Source organism: Candidatus Binataceae bacterium (genome assembly GCA_035294265.1).
Classification (GTDB): Bacteria; Desulfobacterota; Binatia; order Binatales; family Binataceae; genus DATGLK01.
Genome location: DATGLK010000053.1, coordinates 1 through 16,242, shown reverse-complemented (window position 1 = coordinate 16,242; position 16,242 = coordinate 1). Strand labels below are relative to the sequence as shown.

Annotated in this window: 15 protein-coding genes; 5 read left to right on the top strand and 10 right to left on the bottom strand. The window is 62.5% G+C overall.

Annotated elements, in window-relative coordinates; translation table 11 throughout:
* Nucleotides 1–81: 81 nt before the first annotated feature.
* The 6 genes from carB to VKV28_09340 form a co-directional block, all read right to left on the bottom strand.
* On the bottom strand, nucleotides 82–3,303 hold the full coding sequence (carB, locus tag VKV28_09365) for a carbamoyl-phosphate synthase large subunit (GenBank protein HLH76998.1): 3,222 nt from the start codon (nucleotides 3,301–3,303) through the stop codon (nucleotides 82–84).
* Between the two features lie 6 nt (nucleotides 3,304–3,309).
* Nucleotides 3,310–4,497: a glutamine-hydrolyzing carbamoyl-phosphate synthase small subunit gene (gene carA / locus VKV28_09360; protein ID HLH76997.1), complete on the bottom strand. Its 1,188-nt coding sequence runs from the start codon at nucleotides 4,495–4,497 to the stop codon at nucleotides 3,310–3,312.
* A gap of 130 nt (nucleotides 4,498–4,627) precedes the next feature.
* Nucleotides 4,628–5,998, bottom strand: coding sequence for a dihydroorotase (locus VKV28_09355; GenBank protein HLH76996.1), 1,371 nt, complete (start codon nucleotides 5,996–5,998; stop codon nucleotides 4,628–4,630).
* The gene (locus tag VKV28_09350; GenBank protein ID HLH76995.1) at nucleotides 5,995–7,923 is read right to left on the bottom strand and encodes a phosphoribosyltransferase family protein; all 1,929 of its coding nucleotides are present in this window, start codon (nucleotides 7,921–7,923) and stop codon (nucleotides 5,995–5,997) included. The genes VKV28_09355 and VKV28_09350 overlap by 4 nt, the downstream gene beginning before the upstream one ends.
* An 8-nt stretch (nucleotides 7,924–7,931) precedes the next feature.
* Entirely contained in the window at nucleotides 7,932–8,492 is a 561-nt protein-coding gene (gene pyrR, locus VKV28_09345) for a bifunctional pyr operon transcriptional regulator/uracil phosphoribosyltransferase PyrR (protein ID HLH76994.1), read from the bottom strand.
* Between the two features lie 419 nt (nucleotides 8,493–8,911).
* Nucleotides 8,912–9,694, bottom strand: coding sequence for a Sir2 family NAD-dependent protein deacetylase (locus VKV28_09340; protein ID HLH76993.1), 783 nt, complete (start codon nucleotides 9,692–9,694; stop codon nucleotides 8,912–8,914).
* Nucleotides 9,695–9,907: 213 nt separating this feature from the next.
* On the opposite strand from VKV28_09340, the gene VKV28_09335 reads away from it, so the two are divergent.
* Entirely contained in the window at nucleotides 9,908–10,384 is a 477-nt protein-coding gene (locus tag VKV28_09335) for a flavin reductase family protein (GenBank protein ID HLH76992.1), read from the top strand.
* A 78-nt stretch (nucleotides 10,385–10,462) separates the two neighbouring features.
* Entirely contained in the window at nucleotides 10,463–10,876 is a 414-nt protein-coding gene (locus VKV28_09330; GenBank protein HLH76991.1) for a GNAT family N-acetyltransferase, read from the top strand.
* Between the two features lie 18 nt (nucleotides 10,877–10,894).
* Here VKV28_09330 and VKV28_09325 read toward each other — a convergent pair whose 3' ends face one another.
* Nucleotides 10,895–11,719, bottom strand: a complete 825-nt coding sequence (locus tag VKV28_09325) for an alpha/beta hydrolase (protein HLH76990.1) — start codon at nucleotides 11,717–11,719, stop codon at nucleotides 10,895–10,897.
* Between the two features lie 56 nt (nucleotides 11,720–11,775).
* On the opposite strand from VKV28_09325, the gene VKV28_09320 reads away from it, so the two are divergent.
* A complete protein-coding gene (locus VKV28_09320; GenBank protein ID HLH76989.1) occupies nucleotides 11,776–12,336 on the top strand; it encodes a tetratricopeptide repeat protein in 561 nt (186 codons plus the stop codon).
* On the opposite strand, the gene VKV28_09315 is transcribed toward VKV28_09320, so the two are convergent.
* Nucleotides 12,333–12,932, bottom strand: a complete 600-nt coding sequence (locus VKV28_09315) for a nucleotidyltransferase family protein (protein HLH76988.1) — start codon at nucleotides 12,930–12,932, stop codon at nucleotides 12,333–12,335. The two genes, VKV28_09320 and VKV28_09315, sit on opposite strands and share 4 nt — an antisense overlap.
* A 14-nt stretch (nucleotides 12,933–12,946) precedes the next feature.
* Nucleotides 12,947–14,098 carry an XdhC/CoxI family protein gene (locus VKV28_09310; protein ID HLH76987.1) on the bottom strand — a complete coding sequence of 384 codons (1,152 nt, stop codon included), beginning with the start codon at nucleotides 14,096–14,098 and terminating at the stop codon, nucleotides 12,947–12,949.
* A gap of 332 nt (nucleotides 14,099–14,430) precedes the next feature.
* Here VKV28_09310 and VKV28_09305 point away from each other — a divergent pair, with 332 nt between their 5' ends.
* Together VKV28_09305 and VKV28_09300 are read left to right on the top strand one after the other, a co-directional pair.
* A complete protein-coding gene (locus VKV28_09305) occupies nucleotides 14,431–14,898 on the top strand; it encodes a TIGR03668 family PPOX class F420-dependent oxidoreductase (protein HLH76986.1) in 468 nt (155 codons plus the stop codon).
* Between the two features lie 23 nt (nucleotides 14,899–14,921).
* Complete coding sequence (locus VKV28_09300) at nucleotides 14,922–15,629, top strand: HAD family phosphatase (GenBank protein HLH76985.1); 708 nt, start codon at nucleotides 14,922–14,924, stop codon at nucleotides 15,627–15,629.
* 293 nt (nucleotides 15,630–15,922) lie between these two features.
* Here VKV28_09300 and VKV28_09295 read toward each other — a convergent pair.
* Nucleotides 15,923–16,242, bottom strand: a 320-nt coding sequence (locus tag VKV28_09295) for a hypothetical protein (GenBank protein HLH76984.1), incomplete at its 5' end; no start/stop codon positions are given.

Genomic DNA, 16,242 nt, shown 5'->3' with positions numbered 1-16,242 from the left:
ACCTCGCCCGTGGTTGGTGAGAACCAACAAGCACGCGGAGCGGCGCCTGTGACCGCCGCGTTCCGCCCAATTAGTTTCGCTTCAAGACTGGAAGTTAGCCCGATGGTAATCCTGCAGCGCGGTCACGCTGTGCGCCCGCTCTCGCAGCGCACTTAGCGCACTCACCGCCGCCTTGGCCCCGGCCATAGTGGTGAAATAAGGCAGGCGCGCCTCCAGCGCCGTGCGCCGAATCGAAAAGGAATCCTGGCGCGTGGCTGGCTCGGGCGTGTTGATGACCATCACGATCTGTCCCTCGCGCATCAGATCGACTACGTGGGGACTGCCCTCGGCGACTTTGTTCACCCGCGCGCAGGCCACTCCCATGCGATTGATAAAGGCCGCCGTACCGCGGGTGGCGATAAGCTCAAAGCCGCGCGCGGTCAGACCGCGCACGATTGGTTCGAGCTCCGCCTTGTCACCGTCGCGCACCGAGATGAAAACGTTGCCTGCCAATGGCAAATCGGTGCCAGCCGCCAGCTCGGCCTTAGCAAAGGCCATCGCGAAATCGGGCGCGATTCCCATCACCTCGCCGGTGGATTTCATCTCCGGTCCCAGCATCGTATCGACACCAGCGAAGCGCACGAAGGGGAAAACCGATTCCTTGACCGAGACGTGACGCGGCGTGATCTCCTGGGTGAAGCCCAACTCGGGCAGGGTGCGTCCAGCCATTACGCGCGCCGCCAGCTTGGCCAGCGGGACACCAATCGCCTTGCTGACAAAAGGAATAGTGCGCGAGGCGCGTGGGTTAACTTCGAGCACATAGATGTCGCCGCGATAGTAGGCGTATTGCACGTTCATCAAACCGCGTACGCCTAGCTCGCGCGCCATCAGCTTGGTTTGCCGAATCAATTCGGCCTGCACCGCCTGAGACAGGCTGCGCGGGGGCAAAGAGCAGGCGCTGTCGCCGGAGTGTACGCCGGCGTACTCGATATGCTCCATGATGCCAGCGACCACCACGGTCTCGCCGTCGGAAATCGCATCGACGTCGATTTCGGTGGCATTGTCCAGATACTGGTCGATCAGCAGCGGACGCCCCTCGGACGCTGCCAGCGCGTAGCCGGCAAAGGCGCTCAGCGACTGCTCGTCATGCGCTATCTCCATCGCCCGCCCCCCTAGCACATACGAGGGACGTACCAGGACCGGATAGCCGATTTCGCGAGCTGAAGCGGCCGCCTCCTCCAGATTGCGGGCCATCGCGCCGCGCGGCTGCTGGAGCCCAAGCCGCGCGACCATTGCGTTGAAACGCTGACGATCCTCGGCCCGATCGATAGCGTCTGGCGGCGTCCCCAGAATCGGCACCCCGGCGCGCGCCAGCGCCGTCGCCAGCTTCAATGGAGTCTGGCCGCCGAATTGCACAATCACGCCGATCGGTTGCTCGCGCCGCGCGATCGCCAGCACGTCTTCAAACACCAGCGGCTCGAAATATAATCGGTCGGAGGTGTCGTAATCGGTGGAGACGGTCTCGGGATTGCAATTGACCATGATGGTCTCGAAACCATCTTGCTTGAGGGCAAAGGCTGCGTGCACGCAGCAATAGTCGAACTCCAATCCCTGCCCAATCCGGTTGGGACCCGCTCCCAAGATGATCACTTTACGACGCGCGCTGGCCGGGGCCTCGTCCTCGCCGTCATAGGACGAATAAAGATAGGGAGTGAAAGCTTCGAATTCCGCGCCGCAAGTATCGACTGTCTTGTATACCGGCACGATTTCGCTCGCCTCGCGGCAGCTCGCGACCTCAGCCTCGCTCAAGCCGCGTAAATCGGCGATGCGGCGGTCGGCAAAACCCAGACTCTTGACCTCGCGCAGCAGCGCGCTGTCCAGCTCAGGCGCCGAGCGCAGCCGCTCCTCGGCGCGCACGATTCGCTCGATCGCCTCAATGAACCAGGGATCGATCAGGCTCAAACTTGCGACTTGCGCCACGCTCATTCCCAGGCGCAGACCGTCGGCCAGATAGTATAGGCGCTGGCTGTTGGGATTGCTCAGACGGCTTTCCACCTCGGCCATCGCCTGCTCGCGCGTCATCCCGCCAACCCGGCTCTCCAAGCCGTAGGAATTGGTTTCCAGCGAGCGCAGCGCCTTGTGCAGCGATTCGGCGAAGGTCCGTCCCATCGCCATTACCTCGCCCACCGATTTCATCTGCGGTCCCAACTCGTCGAGGGAGCCAGGAAACTTCTCAAAGGTAAAGCGCGGAATCTTGGTCACGACGTAGTCGATGGTAGGCTCGAAGCAGGCCGGGGTCTGACGCGTGATGTCGTTGGCAATTTCGTCAAGGCGATAGCCCACCGCCAGGCGCGCGGCGATTTTGGCGATCGGAAAGCCCGTCGCCTTAGAGGCCAGTGCCGAACTGCGCGAGACCCGTGGATTCATCTCGATAACGACCATCCGGCCACTGCGTGGATCGATCGCGAACTGGATATTGGAGCCGCCCGTATCAACCCCGATCTCGCGGATAATGCGCAGGGCGGCGTCGCGCATGATCTGATATTCCTTGTCAGTCAGGGTCTGGGCGGGAGCCACCGTGATCGAATCCCCCGTATGCACCCCCATCGGATCGAGGTTCTCGATCGAGCATACGATGACCACGTTGTCGGCCTGGTCGCGCATCACCTCCAGCTCGAATTCCTTCCACCCTTCCACCGATTCTTCCAGCAGCACTTCGTGGCTGGGTGAGGCGGCCAATCCCCAAGCCACCTTGGCCCGCAAGTCGGTTTCATCGCGCGCAATAGATCCGCCGGTGCCACCCAAAGTGCGCGAGGGGCGGATGATAAGCGGCAAGCCCAACCGCGCACGGGCTGATTCAGCTTCGGCCACGCTATGGACCGCAGCCGATTGGGGCACTTCAAGCCCAATTCGCACCATCGCCTGCTTGAACAGATCGCGGTCTTCGGCCTTCTTGATCGCCGCGATACTGGCGCCGATCAGCTCCACCCCATGACGCTCCAGCACTCCAGCCTCGGCCAACTCCAGGGTCAAGTTGAGCGCAGTCTGTCCACCCAAGGTGGGTAGCAATGCATCGGGCCGCTCGCGGGCGATGATCTGCTCCACGCTGGTCACGGTCATCGGCTCGATATAGGTACGATCGGCGAATTCCGGATCGGTCATGATGGTGGCCGGATTGGAGTTGAGCAGAATCAGGCGCAATCCTTCTTCGCGCAAGGCCTTGAGGGCCTGGGTTCCGGAGTAGTCAAATTCACAGGCTTGGCCGATTACGATCGGACCAGAGCCGATGAGTAGTAGCGATTTCAAATCTTTACGTCGTGGCACGAGCGGCTAGCGCTTCTCCCCTTCCATTTCCATCACCCGTTCCAAAGCCGCCGCACCGTGGCGCGTGAAGGCCTCGACTAGCCGGCGGAAGCGTACGAACAAGTAGGCGGCATCATGCGGGCCGGGCGAGGCCTCGGGATGATACTGGACCGAAAAGCAGGGCAGCCCCTGGCCATGCAGCCCCTCGACCGTGTGGTCGTTGAGATTGACATGCGAAATCGCGGCGCGCCCCGCCAGCGAATCGCCATCCAAGGCGAAACCGTGATTCTGAGCCGTGATCTCCACCCGACCGCTGGCCAGATCCTTTACCGGATGGTTGGCGCCATGATGGCCAAAACCCAGCTTGTAAGTGCGACCGCCCAAAGCTAGTCCCAGGATCTGATGGCCTAGGCAGATACCGAAGATCGGTCGCTTACCCAACAAGTCGGCCACCGCCTGACGGGCATAAGGGACCGCCGCCGGGTCGGCCGGGCCGTTGGATAGGAAGATTCCATCGGGATTGTGGGCCATGATCTGGGCCGCGCTGCTGTGCGCAGGCAGCACCCTGACCCGGAAGCCGGTCTCGACCAAGCATCGCAGGATGTTGCGCTTAATCCCATAATCGAGCGCGACTACCAGCGGAGCGTCGGACTTCGCTTGCGCCTGTCGATAGCCGCCATTCAGTGCCCAGTGGCCCTCGCTCCAGTCGTAGGCCGCTTGACAGGTCACTTCCTTGACCAGATCGCGCCCGACCAACCCGGGCGAAGCCTGAGCCTTGCGCACCAGGCTTTGCGGATCGAGATCCCGGCTGGAAATTATCCCTTCCTGTGCGCCGTGGGTGCGCAGATGGCGCACCAGGGCACGGGTGTCGATACCCTCGATCCCCACCACCGCGGCCTGCCGCAGGTATTCATCCAGCGGCATCTGCGCCCGCCAGTTGGAAGGGACCGGCCAGTGCTCCTTGACGATAAAGCCGTCGACGAAGATGCGCGAGGACTCCGCATCTTCCGGGTTGATACCCACGTTGCCGATCTCGGGATAGGTCATGCAGACCAACTGTCCCTTGTACGACGGATCGGTCAGCACTTCCTGGTAACCGGTCATCGCAGTGTTGAACACGACCTCGCCGCAGCTCTCGCCAATCGCGCCGAAGGCAAAGCCGTGAAAGACTCGGCCGTCGGCCAGGGCCAGCAGCGCTGGCTGCTTCGAACTCACGCCGCCTCCGTAAACGCGCGTTTCCAGTTTTTCCGCCGTGGAAAAGAACCCGCGACACAATGCTGGTAGCGCGCACGTGGCGGAGCCCAAAGTCGCGAAAAACCCCGACCACCCTGTACAGACACTCTTTTCACACCTCCGGTCCAGGCGGCATCACCGCTTGATAAACTATCTTGCCGCCTACGATTGTCATCCGCGCCCGCCCCTTGAGCTGGCGCCCCTCGAAGGGGGTGTTGCGGCTAAGCGAGCGGAATTCACTGGCTCGCACCTGCCATCGCAGGCCGGGGTCAATCACCGTCAGATCGGCGGGCCCGCCTTCGAAAAGCGCGCCGGCGTCGTCCAGGCGCAGCAAACGGGCCGGACTAAGAGCCATCATTTCAACCAAGCGCAGCGGGCTAATCAACCCGTCAGCGACCAATTCCAGCGCCAATCCGAGCGCCGTCTCCAACCCCACCACGCCGTTAGCGGCGGCGGTAAAGGCGGCCGCCTGCTCTGAATTGAGCCGCTGCGGCACCCCGTGAAAGCACCCCGCCAGTACTTCGCCCCCTTTGGAAGCGCGATCGTGGGGCGCATGATCGGTTGCAATCATATCAATGGTGCCGTCGGCGATGGCGGCGCGAATGGCAGCCACCTCTGCGCTGGCGCGCAGCGGTGGGTTCATCTTGGCGTCAGGACCCCACTTTAATACCGCCTGGTCCGACAGGCTGAAGTGATGCGGCGTAACCTCGCAGGTGACCTTGGCGCCGCGCGCCCGCGCGGCCCGAATCAAATCGAGGGTGGCAGCGCTGGAGACATGGGCCAGATGCACCGGGCAGCCCGCGCCCAGGGCGATCGCCAAGTCACGTCGCACTCGCTCGCTCTCCGCCGCGGTGGGAATGCCACCCACGCCCAGGTCGCGGGCAACCGCCCCCTGGTTGATCGCGCCCGCGCGGCTGAGTTCTCGTTCCTCTTCGTGCAGGGACAGGGTCAGGCCTAGGGCGCTGACCTCGTTGAGCGCGCGCACAAGCAAGGCCTGATCGTCCACCGGCATCCCGTCATCGGAAAACAATCGCACTCCAGCCTCGGCCAGGGCCCGGTAATCGCAAGTTTCACGTCCGCGCAGTCCCACGCTTACCGCCCCCACCGGATACAGGCTCGAAGCGCCAACCTCGGCCGCCCGCTCCAGCATGTAACGGGTGATCGCCGGCGTGTCGTTGACCGGCTCCGTGTTGGCCATCGCAGCCACCCCGGTAAAACCACCGGCCGCTGCCGCCCGCAGCCCGCTTGCAATCGTCTCCTTAAGAGGAAAACCGGGATCGCGGAGATGGACATGTACGTCGATGAGTCCTGGTACGATCCAACAGCCGTCGGTCCGAATGACCTCAAGCTGGGGCGGTAATTCGAAACTGCCGGCAGGCGCAATCGCCTCGACGGTGCCGCCCACGATAAGCACTTCGCGTGGCGCTTGAAGCTTGGAGGCGGGATCGAGAACGATCCCGCCGCTGAGTAGAAGATTGCTCACGCCGACTCCTGGGGCAGCGCCTCGAGCATCGAATAGATCATGGCGCGGTCGGGCGACTTGCTTTCGCCTGGCACCTCGCTCAGTCGCACCGAGACTCGTTCGTTGCGTGCGGTGGGCAGGTTGCGACCGACGTAGTTGGGACGGATGGGCAGCTCGCGATGGCCGCGATCGATTAAGACTGCCAACTTCATCGCCGCCGGCCGGCCCTGCTTCCACAGCCGCTCCATCGCCCGCTGCACCGTCCAGCCGCTGTTAATGACGTCGTCGACCAGAACGATGATGCGACCCTCAACCGCGCCACTCTGAGCGCCGAGGTCGATTAGCGCGTCCTCTCCGCGGTAAACGTCGAGCGCAAGGCAGGGCGGACCAACTCCCGTCTGCGTTTCGATAAGCTTGCGCAGGCGCAGTGCGATCAGCGCACCGTGGCTTACCACGCCCACCAGCGTGACCAGTGCCAGGTCGGGCAAGTCCCGCACCAGTTGCGCCGCCATGGCTTCGATCGCGCGGCCGATCTCGGCGGCGTTCATCACCTCGCGCTGCGGCCCGCGCCGATAGGGCTCGTAGCCCTGCTCCTCAGCCTGCTTGACGCTGTCGAAGACTACCAGCGAACGTTCAGCAAGCCATTGGCGGACGTAGCCGAGCAAGCCGGCATCGTAGCGATAATAGCGGCGAGTGGTGGCATGCCCCACATATTCCAGGGACAACTCGCGCTCACAGAATTCGCAGCGCAACCTCAAAGCGCGACCGCTGCCGTCGAGAACCAAATTGAAGCGCGCGCGCAGGTAGCGCGACTCCTGCCGCGAGATACACTTGGGATTGGCACATGTCGGCGCGCTCTCGGACGCCAGCCGCAGGTCCGAGGGACTGGGAGCACGTGCCGGGCGGTGGCCGGCACTCTCCAGGATCCAAGCAATCAACGCCATGCGGACCGGGACCCCCGCCGCGGCCTGTTCAAAATAAATGGCGCGTGGATCGCTGTCCAGTTCGTAGGCCAGCTCGTCGGTGCGCGGCAGCGGATGCATCACCACCGCCTGCTGGGTGCGAACTGTGCGCAGTGCGCGGGCATCCAAGCGCACCGAATGGCCGGCTTCGTCCAGGCTTTCGGGATGGCGCTCGCGCTGGGAGCGGGTCATATAGAAGGCGTCCAGAGCAGCCGGCTGTGGAGCGCCGGCGTGTACCGCCAGCGGCACCTCGCCTGTGAACAGCGCCATCTGATGGGGCGCGCTGGGAGTCAGGTAAAGCGCGTCCAAACCGCCGGCGACGCTCTTGAGTTCGTTCATGGTGACGGTGGAAAAGCTATAGTTGCGCTCGGTCGCCAGTCGCGCCAAAACCTGCTCAGGCACTTCCATCCCGCGATTGGGCACCGCCAGTACGTTGGCGCCGAAGCGGGCCAGCGCGTAGATGAGCGAATGGACCGTGCGGCCGAACTTCAGATCGCCGCAGATCGCCACCGTCAAGCCACGCAAATTCCCCTTTTTTTTGCGCAAAACGTACAAATCGCACAGGGTCTGGGTGGGATGCTCGCGGCTCCCGTCGCCCGCGTTGATGAGCGGGCAGCGGGCATATTCGGCCGCCACTCGCGCCGCGCCGTCACAAGGATGGCGTACCACTAACAGGTCGGCATAGGCGCTGACCACGCGCGCGGTATCGGCCAGACTCTCGCCCTTGGCCGCTGAACTGGCGTCCATGTCCGGCGAGCTGATCACCTCACCCCCCAGACGATACATCGCCGACTCGAAGCTCAGCCGGGTACGGGTGGAAGGTTCGTAAAACAGCGTGGCCATGATCAGGCCGTCGGCCCGATGCAGACGCGTGCCAGCCTCTAAATCGGCGGAAAACTCGTCGGCCAGCGCGAAGATGCGCTCGATTTCGGCCAGCGACAGGTCATCGATGGAAACCACGTCGTATTTGGGTAGTCGCGCCATCGCGAGCATCACCCAGCCGGCCGGCCCGGGTCCACCGCAGCACCTAACAGCACGGCGTCAGTGCCGTCGATTTCCGCCAATCGCACGTAAACTCGCTGCTCGCGCGGCACGGAGACGTTCTTGCCTACATAGTCGGCGCGGATGGGCAACTGGCGCTCACCGCGATCGATTAAAACGGCCAGTTCAATCCTGGCTGGTCGCCCGGCGTCGGTCAGCGCTTGCAGCGCGGCGCGTACGGTGCGGCCGGTATAAAGCACGTCGTCCACCAGGACCACATGCTTGCCTTCCAGCGCGGGGGTTTCGCGCGCCAGCAGGCGCGGCGCCATGCCGACGTCGCGATGGTCGTCGCGGTAGAGCGAAATATCCAAAGTGCCGCGGCCGACCTCCTGTCCGGCCAGCTCGGCCAGCATCCCCTGTAGACGACTGGCCAGTACCGCACCCCGCCGCACGATCCCGACCACCACCAGTTGGGAGGGGTCGGGCTGATGCTCGTGAATTTCATGGCTCAGACGTTTGATGCTGCGGGCAACCGCGCCGGCGTCCATCAGGCTGCGGGTGGTGTCGTTCACCGCAATTCCCGAGCAAAAAAATACCCTGGGCCGTTGCTTACCCAGGGCAGACCAAACGCTCCCTTAAAACGCATTTCCGCACCTTTCTCGCCCTCGCCGGGGTCGAATTAAAAGGTTGTGTGAACCTGGCGACTGATGTGACGCTAACGTCCCAATGAGGCACAGTCAAGCACGGGCTGGGGATAACGTGGTATCTCGCGACCTCGTACGTCCTGCAACCCGGGATCGTACACGTCGAAGCTGTCTCCTTACGGCGGTGGCTTTGTTCAACCGCAGGTTTTATCCCTGAGGATGGGCGTGGCGAATCGCAACTACCCTGGAAAAGTGGATTAAAGGGAAAAGTTTTCCAGCCAAGCCGGAGTCCTGCAATGATCGAAGGGCGCCCCGCAGCGCGGAACGGGGGGCAGCGTTGGTAGCCCTCAGGACAGCCGTTGCTGGCGCAATTGGGTGACGCGTTGGACCAGCTTGGGCAGAGTCGTGGCAGTGGGTCCTGCGAGCGTGACCGCACACAGAGGTGTGACTTCGCATTTCTCCACGTTGGCTTCGATGAGGGTTCCGCCTCGCTGCCTGACTTGAAGCGCGAAGCCGGCGGCGGGATAAACCGTAGCCGAAGTGCCGGCCAGGAGCACCAGGTCCGCGCGCTCGGCTTCCAACGCACACCGCGCCAATACGTCGCGCGGTATAGGTTCACCGAAGGCCACCGTATCGCCCTTGAGCAGCCCACCGCAGGCTGGACACGCGGGCGGCAACGGGTCGAGCTGGATTTCAGCCTCGGGGAATCTGCGATTGCACTCTAGGCAGCGCGTCAGTTGATAATTACCGTGAATTTCTGCCAAGGCCTGCTGTCCGGCTCGACGATGGAGATCGTCGATATTCTGCGTGATTACAAAGCGCAACACCCCTAAACGCTCCAACTCAACCAGGGCCTGATGGCCGGGGTTGGGCTGGGCCACGACCAACCCGCGGTAGAGTTCCTCGCCGCGCCGGCGCAGCCGCTCCTCCCATCCCGCCTTGGGATCTGCCAAAAAGAGCTGGAATTGGTTCATGGGCGGTTCGCCAAAGCGCGTCCACAAGCCCCCCGGTCCGCGAAAAGGAGGAATGCCGCTTTCCACCGACAGCCCGGCCCCTGTCAGCGCGATCGGATAAACCGCTTCGACCAGCGCGCGCGCCGCTAAGTCCGTTGGATCCGGCTGCTCTGCCATCGCACCCCTACTCTTAGCCGGTTGCGAGCTTGCGTTCCATCGAATTCATGGCTACGGATACCGCTAGGCTGAAGACGCCTACATCTGCGCCGCGGACCGCCGTCCATTCGCGATCACGCGCATTTCGGCGTAGCTTCGGGCGTGGGTCAGTCTGTTGTAAGCTTGATTGAGCGGATTAATCAGCACCGCCGCACTCCAGGAGGACTATTAAACATGGATGAAAATGCCAAAAAACGCGCCTTGTTGATGATTCCATACGGCCTGTTCGTGCTGGGTGCCCGTCAGGGCGACACCCAAACGGTCTCGACTATCAATTGGGTCACCCAGGCCAGTTTCCATCCCCCGCTGGTAGTGGTGGGTATCAAAAACGATTCCAGCACGCACGCCCTGGTCAAAAATTCGGGCAAGTTCAGTTTATCCATCCTGGGCACCGGCCAGAAGGCGATCGCGGGCGCCTATTTTCGCCACGTGGAACCTAAAGACGGCAAGTTCGGCAACTATGCTTATGAAGAAGGCGAGACCGGGCTCCCAATCGTCTCCGACGCGCCCGCCGCAGTGGAATGCGAGGTAGTAGGCTTTTACGAACTGGGCGATCACAGCGTGGTTGTGGGCAAGGTGATCGCAGCCCGGGTTAAGCAGGAAATGGATGTCCTGACTCTTAAGGAAACAGGCTGGAGTTACGGCGGCTGAGGTCATGCTCAGGCAATGCTAAGCGCGTTAGCTTGCGCTTGATTTATAGCGATGACACCTGCCGGCCTCAGGATCGTTGTGGCCAGCGACTGCGCGCAACGCGCGACCTGTTACGAGCTGCGCCGGCAGGTGTTCGTCCTTGAGCAGGGCATCGATCCTAGCCTCGAACGCGATGTTCATGACGCGCAGGCACTCCATCTGCTTGCCCTGCGCGGAGAGCTGCCGGTGGGCTGTGCCCGTGCGCTGTTTTCTGCCGCACGGGTAAAATTCGGACGAATGGCGGTGGTGCGCGCCGCACGCCGTCAGGGTGTAGGGCACGCCTTGCTTTGTCGTCTGCTTCAGATCGCCCGCCAACGCGGCGCCCGTTACGCCTACCTAAACGCGCAGCTCGGGGTCGAGCGCTTTTACGCTCGCCAAGGCTTTTCTCCGATCGGGGACGTCTTTATCGAGGCCGGCATTCCCCATCGTCGTATGGAGCTGCGGCTCGATTAACCTACTGCCTTCGACGTTTCAAGCAAATTCACTGATCAAGCCGCGAATCAACTCGGCCACTGCGGCCGGCTGCTCCAGCAACACGTGGTGGTACGCGGCGGGAATTACCTGGGTCCGTACTAAGGGGTTGCTGGCCACTGCCTCGTTCAGCGCTTGGGCACTCATGAGGCGGCTGTGTTCGGCACGCACCAACAAAACAGGAACTTCGATCATGGCCACCACCTTGAGGACGTCGATGCCGTCGCGCCCCCAAAAGCTTTCGCGATCGAATTTCAAGGTGTAGCCGCCGCTGACCGGTCGCACGCTGCGAGTGGCGATTTCAGCTAGAATCGCGCCGGCCACCTGGCCCTCGTCTGGCATCAAGCGAAAGCGCGCCTGTGCGGTCGCCAGATCGGCGTAAACCACCGTGGGCAGGCTGCGCAACCGCTTCAGAAAGCGATCGCGCTGGGGCGACGAACGCAACGGTGAGTCGATCGCGACTACCGCCCGGGCAACGTCGCGATGGGTACCGGCGTACGCCAGAGCGTTGATTCCGCCCTGGCTATGCCCCACTATGATTGGCGCGCGCAATGCCAAGGCGCCCACCAGTCGATGCAAGTCGGCGACATAGTCGGCGGGCGCGTAGGCCGGTGGCGCAACCCAATCGCTATCGCCATGGCCGCGCTGATCCAGGGCCAGCAGGCGCGGGCGCGGGCCGATTTGGTCGGCCACCGCCTGCCACCACCAGCCGTTGGCCGATCCTCCGTGGAGCAGAACTATCGTAGGCGCCCCAGCCGGGTTCCACTCCAGATAATGCAGGCGGGGAGTCCCCGGAAGAAAATGTTCCAGCGGCACTCTCGACATCACTCGGACGGCTTTGAAAGCACAGGTTTTCGTGTCACGATTCGTGAGGGACAAGAATGACGGGAAAATCCATCCTGGTACAGATCCTGGCCCTGACGTTCCTGGCCGTGACCTGCGCCGCCAGCGCCCGGGCGGACGACGCCAGCCGCGCCAAAGCCCAGTCCCTGGTCAACGCCGCCATCCAGCTCACCGACAGCAACCAGGCGGTCAAGATGCTCTGGCAGGCCACCGATATCGATCCGACCGACGATCAAGCTTACATCTACCTGGGGCTTTACTATGACTCGCGCGAGGACTTCGACCACGTGGTACAGGTCTACAAGAAGTTGATCAAGTACCATCCCGATCAGATAAGCGCCTATCTCAATATCGGTGAAGCCTACATGTCTTTTCAGCCGCCGCGCTATTCGGACGCGCTACCCTATTACGAGAAGGCTTACAAACTCGACCCCCATTCTAGCTTTGCCGCGCTGCGGTTAGGTGAACTGTTGGCGCATAACGGCGATCGCGATCAGGCGATCCAATACCTCAAGCAAGCCGCCGACGCCGGCGCCACCAATCCTTCGGTCGCTACCGAAGCGACCAAGGAACTGCGCGAGATGGCCGGCAGCGACTAACCATCAATTTTTGGGGGTGGGGCCAACCCAGCCTGGGCGAGGTCGGCGGGCGTATCCAAATCCGCGGTCACACCAGCATCTGGGACATCGACATAAGCGACTCGGGCTGGGTCGCGATCGACCACCACCCGCGCACCCCTGTCCAGCGGCGCTGCCAGCAACTCTTCGAAGAGCGGGCGACCAAAAATCACCGGATGGCCCCGCTTGCCCGCGTAGCGCGCGATCACGATCGGGCGGGCCAAGCCCATGAATTCCTCGCTCATCCGCTCGAAGGTTTGCGTGGCGACCAGAGGATGGTCGATAAGATGAAGCATAATACCAACGCTGTTGGGATGGACCGCCGCCAGGGCGCACTTGAGCGAGGACAACTGGCCGGCCCGAAAATTGGGGTTGATCACTACTCGGATGCGGCGGTCGGCGGGAACAGCCGCGTGAACCAATTCGCCATAAGCCCCCACCACGACGATAAGGCGGGGCACGACGGCTAGCATCCGACGGGTCAGGTGGGAAATGAAAGTATCGCCCTCCAAGGTAAGCAGCGCCTTGGGATAACCCATGCGGCGCGATTCGCCAGCCGCCAGTAATACGCCTTCCAACGAAGCCGGCGTGCTCACGACGCGCGGGAGAGCGCCGGTTTCAAGCGGCCAAGCTTGACCCCCATCGAACTGGCATCACGAGTCCCCAGCCGGCGCTCGCGAACAATTTCGGCCATTACCGAAATGGCGATTTCTTCGGGCGTCTCCGCGCCTATGTCGAGCCCGATCGGTGCGTGGATCTGCTCCAGACGGGCGGGATTAAAGCCGTCACGCTCCAGTCGCTCCAAGGTGGCTTTGACCCGCCGGCGCGAGCCGATCATCCCCAAATAACCGGGGCCCGGCTCCTGTTTGAGAGTCTCCCGCAAGACTATCTCGTCATAGGAATGGCCGCGGGTGACCGCGACCACATAGCAATTGCGATCCAACTTGAGCGCGCCAATTGCTTTTTCGAACGAACGCACAATCACATCGGTGGCCTCAGGAAACCGCTCGAAATTGGCGAACTGAGCGCGGTCGTCGATTACCGTGACGTGAAAACCGAGCAGCGCCGCCACCCGACACAGTGCCTGACCGACGTGCCCCGCTCCCGCGATCACCAGCCGCTGCGCGCCGGGTAGCGGATCCACGAAAAGTTGCGCATGCTCCTCGCTGGTACGATAAGTCGCGGTGAGTTTTCCGTCTTGACCTATATCCAAGAGTCCGGGCAACGCGCGCCGAGTCAGATCTTCGAGTTGCCGGACCGACTCCGGCGCGATCTCGAGCGGCAGCCCAGGAGCCTCGTCAGGCGCGATTATGCTGCGCACCGGCTCTTGAGGAGCCGTGGGCTCGATCATCGTTATCAAAGCCAGCGGCTGGCTTTTGCGCACCGCCTCCGCCATCCGCTGGACCACCGGTAGATCGCGGCCAGGTTCCCAGCGATCGATGAAAACATCCATGATCCCGCCGCAAGTGCCGATCTCTTCCTGGTCGAAATCGCCCGTCAAATCGACCTCGGCCATTCGCGCCCCGCTGCCCTCTTCAAGCAGCAGGCGGGCCTTGCGAAACACTTCTGCCTCGCCGCATCCGCCGCCGATCGTCCCCACCTGACCGTCGTCGCGCACCAGCATCTTGGCCCCCACCTCGCGCGGGGTGGAACCGCGCACGTTGATCACGGTAGCTAGCGCGAACGGCTTGCCGCGCTCCAGCGAGCGCTGCGCTTCCAACCATATATTTTCAGGATTTGCCATGGACCGCACCTACCATTTGAGTCTAGCACATTTGCGCGGCGTATTGGATTGCATAGCCGGCCGGTCTAGATCCTGGCCGCATCGCCGCCGCCACGGCAACTCGATGGACGGGAGGCTGCAGCTAGGATAACTTTTTACCCGTTATCGGTGAAATCTAACTTAATGGCGCTAGACTGGATGAACGAACCGGCCGTCAGCCTGACGCGCTCTAACCCCGTCGAAATTGCCCGCAAAGCATTGAGCGCACGAGCATTGGCCGCGCTGTTGGAGCCAACACACCCAACCGCCGCTGATCCAGACCTGCGCAAAATTGTTGTGACTGTGGGTTGACGATGGCGATCGATGGAATCGCTGTGCTTCAGCAGCCGGCCATCCGCGCTTTTGTCTCGCTGGCGCGCGTGGCCCGCTTGGCTACCGCCACTCCCGAGGGCCTGCCACACGCGATCCCGGTATGTTACTGGTTTGATGGCAGCAATTTTTATTTTGTGATCGACGAAAAACCCAAACGGCAGCGCGGTTTGCAGCTCAAGCGGATGCGCAACATCACGGCCAACGCGCAAATCGCCCTGCTGATCGACCATTACGAGGAAGACTGGAGCCAGCTTGCCTACGTCCTGGTGGCGGGCCGAGCCCAAGTAGTCGAGGAGCAGGAGGAGTACATGGAGGCGTTGCGCAATTTGCGCGACCGGTACCCGCAGTACCGGACCATGCCGCTCAGTCGGGAAACCAACCTCATGGTCCGAATCGAGCCGCTGCGGGTCCATGCCTGGGGCGCGCGCTTCAGCCTGCCGGTGAGTTGAGCGCCCTGGTTCGCCATAAAAGCATGATGGACACCGTCGCTGCGATTGTTTTCGATCTTGACGGCACCTTGGTTGATACCGAACCGATGCATTTCACCGGTATCGCCGAAGTTTTGGCCCAGGAAGGGATCGAGCTTGCGCGCGAGGACTACTTCCGCCGGCTAATTCATTTTACCGATCGCGAATGTTTCGAATTGATGCTACGTGAGCGGGGGCATCCGTCCAGTTCTGAAATCGTAGCCGCAATGGTCGAACGCAAGGCACGCCGCTACCTGGAGCTGATCGACGGCGCCAATCTGCTCTATCCCGCCGCCCACCGCTTCGTCTGCAACTGCGCCGCGCGTTTCCCGCTGGCCCTGGCAACCGGGACACTTCGTCATGAAGCCGAATTGATTTTGCGCCGGATGGAATTGGCCGATTGCTTCGTGGCCGTGGCCAGCGCCGATGACGTCGCGTGCGGCAAGCCCGACCCTGCCCTATTTCAGCTCGCGCTGATGCGCCTTAATCAGCGCCTGGGAGCAGAAATACAAGCACGACAATGTCTGGTGGTCGAGGATACCACGGCGGGCATCGAAGCCGCTCACGCAGCAGGCATGAAGGTGCTCGCGATCGCCCATACTAGCGCCCCGGAGATGCTGGCGCAGGCCGACTTGATCCGCCCGTCGCTGGCCGAGACCGACCTCGACGATGTCCTCTCCGCTCTGCGTCTCCACACCCGTCAGGTCCAGTAAATAGGGAGCGGACTATAAGGCCGTGCGGATGTTTACCCTTTCAGGAGCGCTTTCCCTCGGAATCATAACCCCTGGTGCTCGCCAGCTCGCGGGCAACCTCGCGTGCGGTTGAGCTTGAGTCCCTCGGCTGCCCAGGCCAGCAGCGCGCGGCCTTCGGCGCGGTGGCTTTCCATTCTCTGTTTGCCTGGTAATGGGTTGGTTCGCCCCGAGATCGATTGCCCGAAGCGAACCAATGATCCGGACCCGCTAAACTGTCGCATCCAGCTCTTCGGCTACCGGCTTCGCTACCATCCTCACAAGACGGAAACCTGGCCAAGCGAGGCTGGCAGGCCGCTGACACCCACAGGCCCCGAGGGAGCTGTTACGGCCACCGCGGTTACCGCTTGGGTGGAAGTTCCTGCTATTCCCGGCTTACTGCTGCTGCCACCGCACCCGGCGATTCCCGCGGTCATTGCCAGCGCCGCGATCAGCACCAGGGCAAGGCGCCGGCGCGAGCTCAGCGGTATCGCGATCAGGCCGATACCGATCAGCATCAGAACGCCGGAAAGAGGCGTGTCGCCACTGCTCAAACGAAGCGCTACGACGCCAGCGAGCCTAACCGTGCCACCGTCCA